The 12,242-nt window shown below is 59.3% G+C and carries 12 protein-coding genes; 4 read left to right on the forward strand and 8 right to left on the reverse strand.

Translation table 11 applies throughout. The features are described 5' to 3' along the window. Positions 1-88: 88 nt before the first annotated feature. The 4 genes from AF71_RS29050 to AF71_RS29065 all read right to left on the reverse strand — a co-directional run bounded on the left by AF71_RS29050 (position 89) and on the right by AF71_RS29065 (position 4,664). Positions 89-1,597 (reverse strand): arylsulfatase, encoded by a 1,509-nt coding sequence (locus AF71_RS29050; RefSeq protein ID WP_246733871.1) that lies wholly within the window; start codon positions 1,595-1,597, stop codon positions 89-91. Positions 1,598-1,671: 74 nt separating this feature from the next. Next, on the reverse strand, positions 1,672-2,043 hold the full coding sequence (locus AF71_RS29055) for a response regulator (protein WP_169684182.1): 372 nt from the start codon (positions 2,041-2,043) through the stop codon (positions 1,672-1,674). Positions 2,044-2,124: 81 nt separating this feature from the next. Continuing rightward, entirely contained in the window at positions 2,125-2,778 is a 654-nt protein-coding gene (locus tag AF71_RS29060; RefSeq protein ID WP_169684174.1) for a response regulator, read from the reverse strand. Beyond that, the gene (locus tag AF71_RS29065) at positions 2,775-4,664 is read right to left on the reverse strand and encodes a HAMP domain-containing sensor histidine kinase (RefSeq protein WP_169684175.1); all 1,890 of its coding nucleotides are present in this window, start codon (positions 4,662-4,664) and stop codon (positions 2,775-2,777) included. The genes AF71_RS29060 and AF71_RS29065 overlap by 4 nt, the downstream gene beginning before the upstream one ends. A gap of 190 nt (positions 4,665-4,854) precedes the next feature. On the opposite strand from AF71_RS29065, the gene AF71_RS29070 reads away from it, so the two are divergent. The 3 genes from AF71_RS29070 (at position 4,855) to AF71_RS29090 (ending at position 7,809) form a co-directional block, all read left to right on the forward strand. Beyond that, positions 4,855-5,862 carry an HAD family hydrolase gene (locus AF71_RS29070; RefSeq protein WP_169684183.1) on the forward strand — a complete coding sequence of 336 codons (1,008 nt, stop codon included), beginning with the start codon at positions 4,855-4,857 and terminating at the stop codon, positions 5,860-5,862. Positions 5,863-5,967: 105 nt separating this feature from the next. Beyond that, on the forward strand, positions 5,968-6,822 hold the full coding sequence (locus AF71_RS31395) for a hypothetical protein (RefSeq protein ID WP_192303030.1): 855 nt from the start codon (positions 5,968-5,970) through the stop codon (positions 6,820-6,822). Positions 6,823-7,020: 198 nt separating this feature from the next. Continuing rightward, on the forward strand, positions 7,021-7,809 hold the full coding sequence (locus AF71_RS29090) for a hypothetical protein (RefSeq protein WP_169684178.1): 789 nt from the start codon (positions 7,021-7,023) through the stop codon (positions 7,807-7,809). A gap of 28 nt (positions 7,810-7,837) precedes the next feature. On the opposite strand, the gene AF71_RS29095 is transcribed toward AF71_RS29090, so the two are convergent. The 4 genes from AF71_RS29095 to AF71_RS29110 form a co-directional block, all read right to left on the reverse strand. After that, on the reverse strand, positions 7,838-8,239 hold the full coding sequence (locus AF71_RS29095; RefSeq protein WP_246733874.1) for a DUF2721 domain-containing protein: 402 nt from the start codon (positions 8,237-8,239) through the stop codon (positions 7,838-7,840). A gap of 68 nt (positions 8,240-8,307) precedes the next feature. Continuing rightward, positions 8,308-8,967: a hypothetical protein gene (locus tag AF71_RS29100; RefSeq protein ID WP_112643292.1), complete on the reverse strand. Its 660-nt coding sequence runs from the start codon at positions 8,965-8,967 to the stop codon at positions 8,308-8,310. Between the two features lie 85 nt (positions 8,968-9,052). Next, a complete protein-coding gene (locus tag AF71_RS29105; RefSeq protein ID WP_112643777.1) occupies positions 9,053-10,726 on the reverse strand; it encodes an arylsulfatase in 1,674 nt (557 codons plus the stop codon). 844 nt (positions 10,727-11,570) lie between these two features. After that, positions 11,571-11,849, reverse strand: a complete 279-nt coding sequence (locus AF71_RS29110; protein WP_169684184.1) for a helix-turn-helix transcriptional regulator — start codon at positions 11,847-11,849, stop codon at positions 11,571-11,573. Between the two features lie 124 nt (positions 11,850-11,973). Here AF71_RS29110 and AF71_RS29115 point away from each other — a divergent pair. Then, positions 11,974-12,242, forward strand: a 269-nt coding sequence (locus AF71_RS29115; protein ID WP_169684180.1) for a LysR family transcriptional regulator, incomplete at its 3' end; no start/stop codon positions are given.

Consider the following 12,242-nt stretch of genomic DNA (forward strand, 5'->3'; position numbering starts at 1 on the left):
TGAAGCAGGGTTTGTTTTCCGTGTACTTCACTCCGGAACTGGCGACCATGGAACGAGTTGTGCTTGAGTTCGCGCAAGGCTGCGGCAGCTAAAACCTTGTCATGTTCGCCGCCGGCGGGTTTGGTGATCGCGCAAGGCTCGCCTTATATTCTCCCACCGCCTGCAGCAGCGGCCCCAGAACCCAGTTGTACATCTCGCCGATATTGTGCTCCTCCTGTGGATCGGCCTCGATGTTGAACACTTGCGGATAACCGTTCATGGGTGCAGCACTCGCGCCAACGCCTCCCATCAACGTTGCGCCCCCTGCGCCGCTACGGCCCGGCGCCACGTTGACGAAATACGCACGGAACTGTTTCCAGCGGGCTGCGACCAATTCCGACCCGACGAAGGTCAGCAGATGATCACGGGCACCGTCGTCGTCCTCTCCTAGCAACAGGCTGGTTTGATCCACACCGTCGATTGGCCGGTCATCCGGCACTTTGGCGCCAGCGATGTGGGCGAAGGTCGGGAAAAAATCCATTATCGAAAACATCGCGTACGAAGATCCCGGTTTGATCCGTTGCGGCCAGCGTATCGCCGCGGCCGTGCGTATCGCGCCTTCGCTGATCTCTCCAAGCGCACCACGATACGGTCCGGAACTGCCAATATCCGGCATGTCGCCGCCGAAGCGGTTTGCGCCAGGGCCGTCCGGTCCATTGTCTGATGCAAAGACCACGATCGTATCCTGCTCGACCCCAAGGTCCTTGATTGCGTCAAGCACCGTTCCAACAATCGCATCGCCCTCCATCAGGGAGTCCCCGAACTGACCGATCCGCGACGCGCCCTCGAACCGTTTCGAAGGCAGGTTCGGGAAGTGCGTGCGCGATATCGGCAGGTAAAGGAAGAACGGCTTGCCCGCCGATTTTTGCCGCTTCATGAAGTCGATGCCGTGATCCGCCAGGTCCCAATCGATTTCGCGGCGCACTTCCTCGGTGTATGGCTTCACGGATTTAAGTGGCTGGCCGCGGCTCGCTTCGACGATTTGCGGCCCCTTCTCGAGAGGGATGTCGAGCGCGTTCGTCTGCTTTCCCTGCCGGATCATTCCAAATGCGTCCCAGGTATCGCCGGGCGGAATACCGTAGAATTCGTCGAAACCCTGGTTTTGCGGTTGACTGTAGGCTTGCGCGCCGAGATGCCACTTGCCGAAGATTGCGGTCGCGTAGCCTGCGTCATGCAGCATTTCCGCCATCGTGACTTCGTTTGCCGGTAAGGAAAAAGACGTGCCCGGAACAGCAACCAACGACAGTCCGGAACGAATGGAATAGCGTCCTGTCATCAAGGCTGCGCGAGACGGCGTACAGGAGGGCTCGACCAGAAACTGCGTCAGTCGCAGCCCTTCGGAGGCAAGCTGGTCAATGCGCGGCGTCGGCGATCCACGCAAATTCCCGCCTCCGTAAACGCCAATGTCTCCGTAGCCGATATTGTCGCCGAGAATGAACACGATGTTCGGTTTTTCTGGCTGAGCGGATGCGGTTCCGGCAGAAAACGGATGCACGCTGAGGCAGGACGCCATTGCCAGTGCTTCGGCCATCGGCCGCCAGTGTCTAAGCCATTCCATATTAGACCTCCCTGTTAGCCTTCTGGCTGGTCAGTCTGCCTGAGCGTCGTGGCGGTCGGTCATCGAGCAAGAACTCACGATCCAATCGCCTTCTTCACCGCGTCGATAAGCCCGCCCCCTGCGAAAGGCTTTCGCAGATAGGCGACACACCCGGCTTGTTCTGCCTTGGTTTTCAGGCGGGGGTCTTCGAGGGCGGTGATGAAAATCACCGGCAGTTTCGATCCTGCCTCTTTCAACTTGTGCTGCAATTCGATTCCGGACATGCCGCCGAGGTCGATGTCCAATACGAGACAGTCGATCAGGATGTTTGGATCGCGACCGAGGAAGGCTTCGGCAGATTGGTACTCAACGGCCGGAAATCCGTAAGCGTAGAGCAGGCGTCCGACGCTTCGACGCAGGCTCGCATCATCATCGACAACAGCGACCGTGCCGCGCAGCTTTCCCACTATCATGCCCCCATTGTGACATTTCTCGTGATCCGCAGTTGGCACCCATTGTAGGCGCGTCGTCGAAAACTCGATATTGCCCTAAGGGGAAGGCGGCCCGTCACTTTGCGTCACACGTCGTACTTGTCCGTGGTCGAGCCCGATGTCCGCGGCAATCGAGACAGCCTCCGCAAGCGACCTTGCTCCGAGCTTCTCCATAACCTGATGACGGTGAACCTTTACCGTGCGCTCCGATATACCAAGGGCGTAGGCAATTTGCTTGTTGAGATGGCCACGGACAACAAGCCCAAACACTTCAGCTTCGCGGGCACTGAAGCCAGCCACCAAAGTCCTCATTTGCTGCCGGCGCTCATACTCGGTCCTGCGCCTCTCATACTGAGCCAACGCGCGCTGGATGGTTTCCATCAGGACCGCACCTGAACTCGGCTTCTCCAGGAAGTCTTGGGCGCCCGCTTTCATCGCGTCGACGCCGGCCTTTATGTCCCCTTGCCCCGTAAGAAACACAATCGGAAGCAGCGGTGCGAGCTCGGATAGTTGGTGCTGTACCTGCAAGCCGGACCGACCGGGCATCTGCAGGTCAAGAAGAACGCAGCCCGGCTCGCAGCCTGGAAGGCGGGCAAGAAACTCATCACCGGATTCATAGACCTCCACTGCGATGCCATAGGCGGAAAGCAGCCGTGCCGTTGCCGTGCGGTAAGATTCGTCGTCATCGACGATATGGACGACCGGTTTCATGAGTGTCGCTCTCCGCCTCGGGCAAGCGGGAGCGCCACACGAAAGATTGCGCCACCTTCAGGTCGGTTGGTCGCAGAGATCGTTCCGCCGTAAGTCTCAACAATCGCGCGCGCGATGGAAAGGCCAAGACCCGTTCCTGCCTGCTTTGTCGTGTAGAACGGCTCGAAGATGCTGGACAGGCGTTCCTGCGGAATTCCGTTGCCCGTGTCGGCCACGCAGAGCTCGGCTTTCTCCTTCACAACTCCTGTCGCCAGCGTCAGAATCCTGCTGTCGGACCCCGCCTCGGTCATGGCATCCATCGCATTGGTGGCCAGGTTGAGGACAACCTGCTGCACATGAACCTTGTCTGCGCGCACCGGTAGCTCTGTCGTCGGCCGCTTTGTCTTGAGCGTGATCCCCCTGCGTTCCGCCTCTCCGTGAATGATGCTGATTGCGTTCGACGTGACATCGTTCAGGTCGAACTCCTGCCAGTCGATCTCGCTTCTTTTCTTGAGCAATCCTCTCATCCGGCCAATGATGTCGCCCGCACGCTGATCATCTGCCTGGATATCGAGAAGGATCTGCTGGATGAGCTGAAGGTCCGGGCTGTCATTTTGAAGCAGTACAGAGGCAGCCTCCGCGTTGTTTCTGATGGCCGACAGTGGCTGATTGAGTTCATGGGCAACGGAAGACGACAACGCCCCCGCCGTCGCAGACTGGTTCAGGTGGACAGCTTCGAGCAGGTGAAGTCGCGACCGGCTCTCTGCCTCCTGGCGACGGCGTCGCTCGAGAAGTAGGGCTGCGATGACGCCGGCCTGCATCAAAAGGACACCAAACGCTCCTGTCACTGCCAACCAGTGGCCTTCCCAGAGGCCCTTTTCCCTGTACATCTGGATGGTGCCCGCGGGCAGGTTCTTTTCCGCCAAGCCCCAACGCTTCAGTTGTCGCGCGTCGACGATGTACGTCTGGGGCGCTTGAATATCCTTAATCGGCCTACCGGCAATGGCATCGAGGACCAGGTTGCCGACGGTCTGACCCAAAGTTTCAAATGTGACGGTATTGCCGCCGACGACCCCGTAGTTGATGTAGGTCTGGTAGGGGCCGTAAACCGGAGCACTGGCCGTTGCAGCAATTTTTCCTATCGCTTCGCGCGGTATGAAATTCCGCCCGGCCTGATCCTTGAAGACCGTCAACGCCAGTATGATGCTGTCGGCAGGGACTTCGGCTGCCCGTTCAATGAATTGCTCGATCGTCAGGTTTTCGAGGTAAGTCGTTTCGTACGACTTGGAGAATTCGGCGAGGTCGGCGCGCGCCGTTGCCAGCCAACCCTGGTCGAATTCAGATGATCCGCCGATGATGTAGAGGTGACGGGCGCCGGGTTGCAGACCTCGCGCCATTTCCGCGGTCTTCAGAATGTCGAATGTCGTGAAAGCGCCGATCACGTCATCGGGAAGGTCGATGTTTTCAGAGGTCGAGTTGCCGAAACCGGCCGCAACTATCTTCGCGTCGGGAGCGATGCTTGCCCGGTTTGTCGAAATGAAACTAGCCGACTCCTTGCCCAGCGCGACAACGACGTCCGGGCGACGGATGGCATACTTCTCTGCCATGTACCGCCCCAGTCGCTGGACATGTTCAGCCTCCGGAAACCGCGACAGGTCCAGGAACTCGGAGAACAGATCGATCTTCCCACTGGTTGCTTCAAGGAGCCGGCCTCGCAGTGCTTCCCCGGCAGCCGTGGTCGCCGCGATCCTTTCGTCATATGGATAAAGTATGAGAACCCGCGGCGACCGATCGAGAGGCGGTGGAGTGGTTTGAGAGGCAGCGAATACGACCGAGGCCGTCAGAAAGAGCGGTGCCAGCAAGGCGCCGGCGCACCGCAATCGACCTTCCCCCTTGCCCGAAGCCATCGTCCAACTCCCAAAGCTCGCGCATGATAACACCTTGTCGCTGAAGTGTCATGCGTCGCCAAAGCCACTCATGGTTGCGCGGATTCCCCAAAGGGCAATATCGCGGAGGGAACGCTTTCGTTAGAGTCGATGCATGCCGGAAGAGAAGGAACGCGCAGCCCGCGCCACGCTTACCCTGGGGGTAAAAACAATGTTCCGCCACCTCGTCAACGCGCCACTCTACGTGGCTGCCGCCGTCATCTTTGGTGCGTTCGCCTTCGCAATATCCGCGTACGCACAAAGTGATCCCCTGCCGTCCTGGAATGATACCGGGCCAAAATCGGCAATTGTGTCGTTCGTGGAGAGAGTGACAAAGCAGGGATCACCCGACTTCGTCCCGGAACCGGAACGGATCGCCGTCTTCGACAATGACGGGACCTTATGGGTCGAGCACCCCATGTACACCCAGCTTGCTTTCGCCCTTGACCGCGTGAAGACCCTTTCTCCGCAGCATCCGGAATGGCAGAACGTCCAGCCATTCAAGGCCGTGCTCGACGGCGACATGGAGACACTCGCCGCATCAGGGGAAAAGGGTCTGCTAGAGCTCATCATGGTGACCCATGCGGGAATGACCACATCTGATTTTGAGAAGGTGGTGACCGACTGGCTTTCGACGGCCCGCGACCCGAAGTTCAAACGACCCTACACGGAACTCGTATACCAGCCGATGGTCGAGCTGCTTTCCTACTTGCGCGCCAACGGCTTCAAGACGTTCATCGTGTCGGGCGGCGGGGTTGAGTTCATGCGTCCATGGACCGAGAAGGTCTACGGCATCCCGCCGGAGCAGGTTATCGGTTCCTCGATCAAGACGCAGTTCAAGATGCAGGACGACACGCCGACCTTGTACCGTCTGCCGGAAGTCAACTTCATCGACGACAAGGCCGGCAAGCCGGTTGGGATCAACCAGGAGATCGGTCGTCGTCCCATCGCAGCCTTCGGCAATTCCGACGGCGATCTCGAAATGCTGCAGTGGACGACAATGGCAGGCGCGCCTGCGCGTCTCGGGGTCCTCATTCACCACACCGATGAGGAACGTGAATACGCCTATGACCGCAAGACGGACTTTGGCCGCCTCGACAAGGCGCTCGATGCGGCCGCGATCACAGGCTGGACCGTCGTCGACATGAAGGCCGACTGGAAAAAGATCTTCAAGGACTAAGCGGCTCTGCTGTTTGGGAGATCGCCACACCAGAAGTCTCAGACTTCAAAACGGGGCGTGGAAGGTGATGCAACACTACCCCGTTCCAACTGCGAGGACACATCCATGAAACTCGACCGATTGACTACGCTCATCCTGCTCGGAAGTGTTGCCTTGAGCCCCGCCGCCTTTGCCCAGGACGCACCGAAAAAGCCGCACGTGCCGTTGGAAAAGACGATTGGCGTGGTCACGCCGACAGGGCCGGTCCCGTCATTGGCGGTGCTCAATTCGTCTGGCGCGAAAATGGAAAGCGGCAAGCTCATTCTGACCGGCGTGTCGGCCAATTCGATCGTCTTTGCCGATCGGCCTGTTCGGGCCGCAGGGCATGTGACGACCGAACAATTCATCATGCAGTGGGACGACGGCAAGGACAACTTTGCGGTCGACCCGCCGAACGCAACGGTGTCGGTTCTGGGCGGCGACGGTTCAGATGTCAGCGACGCTGTCGTGACGCTCAAGACCCCTAAACTGGATGGGACGACGCTCACCTTCGATATAACCGTTCTGGAGGGCAGCCTTAATGGTGCCTCCGGACCGGCAGCCCTCTTCATCGATCATTTCGGCGGTGGTGGCGGAGGGTTCGGTGGTGGAGGATTCGGCGGCGGAGGATTCCACGGAGGAGACTTTGCCGGTGGTAGCTTCGGCGGCGGAGGCAGATTCGGAGGAGACATGCGCGGAGGAGACTTTGCGGGAGGTTTCAGGGGGGACGACGTGCATGTCGGCGACACCAACATCAACCGCGTAGGAGGTACATACTGGCAGGCGCCCGTCTATCATGGTGCCTGGTATCGTGGTGCCCCGGTTGCCGCGGGCGTGGTTGCAGGCGCTGCGGTGGGCGCGGCCGCAGCGCGACCCTACTACTACAACTCCTACTACAACGGTCAGCAATGTGGGTACTATCCGTTCCCACCTTGCTATTGATCCCAGCAAGGGACACGTCGCTTTCGTGGCGTGTCCCTGCCAGCAGGAAAGCAAGACTGAGGCCAACGAGCCACAGTCTCAGGCATTCTGTTGCTCCAGCAAGTCCGAATAGCCGTTTCGGCTTGCCGAACCCCATTCCCGTCACACACTGTCGACCCGGAAGCAATGCTGGGCGGTAAACGAGATCGGGGGATTCTCATGAAGACCATTCACTTGCCAGCGATCGTCATGCTCGCAGTCCTGTCGACCGCATCGCTCGCCAATGCGGCTGATCTCACACCCCTGGCACCCGAAGCGAAAACGGTCGAGACCCGCAGCGGCTGGGAATTCACCGTGGCGCCCTACTTCTGGGCTGCCGGAATTTCCGGGAACGTACGGCAATTCGGGCTTCCTGAGGTCAATATCGATGCCGATTTCGGCGACATTCTCGACAATCTCGACTTCGCCTTCATGGCTACAGCCGAGGCACGATATGACCGCTACAGCGTCGTCGGCGACATTGTCTACGTGAAACTGGGGGCCGATGCGCACACGCCGCGCGGCATCTTCGCCGATAGCGTCGGAGTGACGTCGGAGACATTTGCAGGGCTTCTGGGCGTGGGCTACGCCGTACTCGAAGATCAGAATGGCCACCTCGACGTGTTCGGCGGCATGAAAGTCTGGTCGGTTGAGACCGACATCACCTTCAACGGCGGACTTCTGGCTGGTGTGGAGCGGGATGACAGTGCCACGTGGGTGGACGCGGTCGTGGGCCTGCGCGGAAACTACTTCTTCACCCCCGAAATCTATGTCACGGGATGGGGGCTGGTGGGCGGTGGCGGCGCCGACGTTGACTGGGACGTGGGCCTCGGCCTCGGCTACAAGTTCAACGACACCATCTCGGCAGTGGCCGGATACCGTGCCATAGGCGTCAACTACGAGGATGATGGTTTTGTCTTCGACGTCGTCCAGCAGGGGCCGATCATAGGGGTAGCCTTCCACTTCTAGTGAAGGCGAACCCGCACAGTTCGATCTATCACCGCAACTGACGATCTTTGTGCTCGCCTTGGGAGAGCCTGATGTCCTGCAGGAACCGGAACAGGGATCCAGCCAGAAAGCAAAGCGACGCGATGAAAAGCACGGCGGCGCCTGGTTCGTGGCGGTACCCCAAGAATGCCACAACAAAGCCGAAGAGGAGTAACAGCGTCACCCCGATCCCGGCAAGGACAGCGAGGTGCAAGGCACTGTTCAAGAGCAGCTCCCGCCGTCTGAGTTCGCCGATCTCCTGCTTTAGCCTGGCTCGAACGAGGTCAGCTTCATCGATCTCACGGAGGTTTCTGATCCGCTCGGTAACGGAGGAGATCCGGTTGACGAGCACGGCCACCATCGCCGCGACGCCGTTGAGCATAAACGCCGGCGCCACCGCGTGATTGATCATTGTTGAAAGCTGATCGGCCTCGACTGACATCAGGCACCCTCGATCTCGACGGAACGAACAATGCGCCGCTACGGAATGACATTGACGGCGCGCGCAGCCACGAGCACGAGCGTCAACAGAGCAATGGCACTTTCGATCATCATCAGTCCCTTCGCACGTCTTGTCAGCGGCAGCACGTCGGTGGGACTGAAGGCAGCCGCCGTATTGAACGCGAGGGAAAGATAGTCGACGTAGAGCGGTCGCCAGTCCGGCGCGGCTAGCTCGGGAGCCGACGCCTGCGGGAAAAGCCAGTCGGGTCGTCCTGCCATGCTACGCGCGAGGCGCGCGGGACCACCCGCGTCGATCTGCCAGTAGAGCAGCGAGAAGGTCAGAACGTTGGTGATCCAGATCGTAAAGGATGACGTCAACAGCGAAACCGAACGCGTCTCGGGCGGATGAACGGTGATGATCCCGACCATGTCGCCAAGCTCTGCTGCCGTATTCCCCGCGTAAACACTGGCGAGCAGCATGATCGCGACATGCTCGACACGCAGCCACACGGCATTGTCGCTGGAAAGCGTGACAAGGACCATCGGTACAATGGCTGCCACCAGAACCGCGTATGATATCCACCGTGGCAGGGCGTAGACGTGATGCGGCAGCACCTCCAGAAAGGCAAACACCCCGAGGATTGCCAACACCGGAGCCCACCGCGGTTCATCATGATCTGCTTGGGTGAAATCGCTCATCGTTCGGCCCTCTGCAGCCCTTGGGCATACCGATGTAGCGGCCGCCATGTGGCGGCCGCTACAAATGTCGCTATTCGCCTGCGCGTCAGTCGTGACCAGTCTTCATTTCGCGGACCTGCTGCATCACTTGCTCCAGATTGTAGCTTGCAGGGCTCTGAAGCGGCGGAAAGTCGATGTAGGTCTCGAGATGCTTCAGCCACAACTGCTGGCCGATGGGCAGGATGTTCCAGTCGTAGACATAGGCGGTGGACGGTGACGCGATGGCGCCGCCTGTACCGAAGAGCGTCTTCAACTGTTGTCCGACCGAGGTTTCGAACGGGTCGCGCTTGATGTTGACGACCTGCGTCCAGGCGTAAGGCTGCACGCCGCCGATAAACCCAGCCGGATCGTCTGACACCATGGCGAAGTACATCTTCCAGTTCTTGTAGCGGACTGCCGACGGCTCCTTGCCGGAATAGTACAGGAACGAGTCGCGCTTGGATGGCGACTTGCCTTCCAGGAAGTCGCGCTGATCAATCCCGTCGAGCGTGGTCTTGACGATGCCAGGATACTTGCCTGCCTCGATCTCTTTTTTCAGGCCGTCCCCCTTGGGCCCACCGGCGATATTCACAAACGTCGGCAGCCAGTCAAGGGCCGAGAACATCTCGTTTTTGACTGTACCGGGCTCGATGTGCCCCGGCCAGCGAACCACGAGCGGCGCACGCATGCCGCCTTCCCAGGTGCTGAGCTTTCCGCCCTTGAACGGAGTGGTGCCACCGTCCGGGAATGTGATCGTCTCGGCGCCGTTATCGGTGGTGAAGACGACGATGGTATTGTCGAGTTCTCCCATCTCCTCGAGCCTCTTCAAGACGTAGCCGATGTTGTCGTCCATCTGCTTCATCCCGGCTTCGTTGACGCCCCAGTCCTTGCCGCCCTGCTCACCCACCATGTTCAGGTACTTGTCCGGCAGCACGGTGGTGATATGCATGCGCGCAGGGTTGTACCAGACGAAGAACGGCTTGTTGGTCTTCTTCGGATCATTGCGGTCGAGGAAATCGATGACCTTGGCCGAGATCTCCTCGTCAATCGTCTTGGAGCGCTCGAGCGTCAGCGGCCCTTCGTCCTTGCATGACTGGTTGGCAGGCGACCCGTCGGACGATTTGCACGCGAGCATTGGACGCGGCGGCGTCAGGCAGGTCGTGGTTTTGGCATCCACCGCCGCCGGATCGTCCGCTATGCCAGGAATGGGCGTGTTCCTGCAAGGTGGCGCGATCCCCTGCTCGGTTGAGGTCTTGTTGATGTCGGGGAAGCTCACCCCCTGCATTGCGTCGAGGTGATAGAGATAGCCCCAAAATTCCTGGAACCCGTGTGCCGTCGGCAGGGATTCGGTGGTATCTCCGAGATGGTTCTTGCCGAATTCCCCTGTCGAGTAGCCGAGATCGTACAGGAACTTGGCGAGGTGAGGCGTGCCGGCCCGCAGGTAGGACGGACTTCCGGGAATCTCCGGCAGAACCATGCCGACGCGCACCGGCTGCATGCCGGTAATGAACGCGGTCCGCCCTGCCGTGCAGCTCTGCTCGGCATAGTAGGTCATGAACTTCGCGCCTTCCCGGCCGATACGGTCGATATTGGGCGTTTCACCGACCGCGAGGCCTTGGTGATAGATGCTCGGCTGCATCCATCCGATGTCGTCACCCATGATGAACAGGATGTTGGGTTTCCTCTCCTCCTGCGCGTGTATTGTCGCTGTACTCGCAAGCAGGCTGCCCGCGACCGCCATTGCGGTTGTTATCAGCTTCGTGGTCCGTCTCATTTCGAATGCCTCCCTCTGGGGGCCGCCTCGATGACGGCCAAGGTTGGTTGAAAGACGAGTCAAAGCAAAAGAGGGTTTTCTCGGCGGCGCCCAGTTCACTACCCAATGGGCAGGTCTGCTCCGGTAAAGACGCGGCTCACGGCCGTAGGTGACCCTCGACTTGCAGAAGAGGACTTCCACTCTTCCAACCATTTTCTACAGTGTATTAGAGGAGGCAGATATTGCCCTTTAGGGAATCGCCGTGATCAACCGCTGTGCTTGCCAGCGATGGAAGCCGTCAGCGACGACGCATTCCTTGCGAGCGCGACGTGCCTCCCCAAGGGGTAAAGGCGGCGACCGAAGTGAGGCAAACGTCACAACGCCGGAACGTCTGGGCTGATCGGAGGGGGTGACCAAGCCGGACGCCGGTTCCCGCCATTCCTCGTATAATTCCGGTGACAGTAGGCAAAAGTGAGCCTTTAGCCTGTCGGCCAGCGGATGCCGGCGACACGGGCCGCAGGGAACAAATCCCTGGAAAAAGTGGTGGGCCCAGAGGAAGCGTCCACCATCGCCTAAAGCCATAGAAACCGGGCCTTGAAGGCGATGCTTATCGTGTCTCCGCCATGCTCGCAAAGAACGCCGCGATGCCAGGCCCGTTGCTGCTTACACAATCCGCTTCGACAGAGCAGCTCGAGCGCGATCCGGATGCTTACTGCCTCAACTGGCTTCTGGAAGAGGTATCCACTTCGATCAATGCCGCCGCGGCCGGCGGTATTGCCAGCCTTGTCGATCGGCTAGGCGGATCGACGAAACCAGGGCGGTTCAAATCTTGTCAGGAACGCCAATCTCGATTTGGAGGTCGTCGTCCGCTACGAAGTGGTTCGATTGGCTTTGTGTCATCGGGCACGGGAGCGAAAAGCTCCGAGATATCACATGAAAGAGCCGTTGCAATTTTCTCGAGCGTGACCACTGTCGGGTTTTTGCTGCCGCGTTCGAGGTGCCCCGCATAAGAGCGCTCGATATCAGCCGTAAGCGCAAGATCATCTTGCGAGATTCCTTTAGAAACTCGCAAACGCCGAAGATTCATTGCTACTCTCTGCCGTGCATCCATGGCGGAAAACACAACATTTGACAATCTATGAAACCACGTATTATAGAACTATGAAAGCAATCTAAGCGTGAATCACCGAACGCAGCACATCGTTGCAGTTTGCTAGCACAAGTGGATAGCCTTCATGGAATTACGCCAACTCTCTTACTTCAAAGCGGTGGCCGAGGAATTGCACTTCGGCCGGGCGGCAGCCAGGATGCACATTGCCCAGCCGGCCTTAAGCAATCATGTGATGTCGCTGGAAAGGGAGCTTGGCTGTCCGCTGTTCATCCGCTCGACGAGAAGGGTGGAACTGACCAGGGCAGGGGAAACCTTTTACGATCGCTGTGTGCGGATCTTGAGCGACATCGACCTGACCACGGAACTGACGCGGGCAGCCGGCGGCAGTCGCAT

It is taken from the genome of Rhizobium sp. 57MFTsu3.2, assembly GCF_012932765.1.
Taxonomy (GTDB): domain Bacteria; phylum Pseudomonadota; class Alphaproteobacteria; order Rhizobiales; family Rhizobiaceae; genus Rhizobium; species Rhizobium altiplani.

Excerpts from the sequence above, each read along its gene's own strand:
- AF71_RS29060 (WP_169684174.1), bottom strand. The coding sequence starts at position 2,778 with ATGAAACCGGTCGTCCATATCGTCGATGACGACGAATCTTACCGCACG.
- AF71_RS29100 (WP_112643292.1), bottom strand. The coding sequence starts at position 8,967 with ATGAGCGATTTCACCCAAGCAGATCATGATGAACCGCGGTGGGCTCCG.
- AF71_RS29105 (WP_112643777.1), bottom strand. The coding sequence starts at position 10,726 with ATGGCGGTCGCGGGCAGCCTGCTTGCGAGTACAGCGACAATACACGCG.
- AF71_RS29110 (WP_169684184.1), bottom strand. The coding sequence starts at position 11,849 with ATGGATGCACGGCAGAGAGTAGCAATGAATCTTCGGCGTTTGCGAGTT.
- AF71_RS29050 (WP_246733871.1), bottom strand. The coding sequence starts at position 1,597 with ATGGAATGGCTTAGACACTGGCGGCCGATGGCCGAAGCACTGGCAATG.
- AF71_RS29090 (WP_169684178.1), top strand. The coding sequence starts at position 7,021 with ATGAAGACCATTCACTTGCCAGCGATCGTCATGCTCGCAGTCCTGTCG.
- AF71_RS29065 (WP_169684175.1), bottom strand. The coding sequence starts at position 4,664 with ATGGCTTCGGGCAAGGGGGAAGGTCGATTGCGGTGCGCCGGCGCCTTG.
- AF71_RS31395 (WP_192303030.1), top strand. The coding sequence starts at position 5,968 with ATGAAACTCGACCGATTGACTACGCTCATCCTGCTCGGAAGTGTTGCC.
- AF71_RS29070 (WP_169684183.1), top strand. The coding sequence starts at position 4,855 with ATGTTCCGCCACCTCGTCAACGCGCCACTCTACGTGGCTGCCGCCGTC.
- AF71_RS29095 (WP_246733874.1), bottom strand. The coding sequence starts at position 8,239 with ATGATCAATCACGCGGTGGCGCCGGCGTTTATGCTCAACGGCGTCGCG.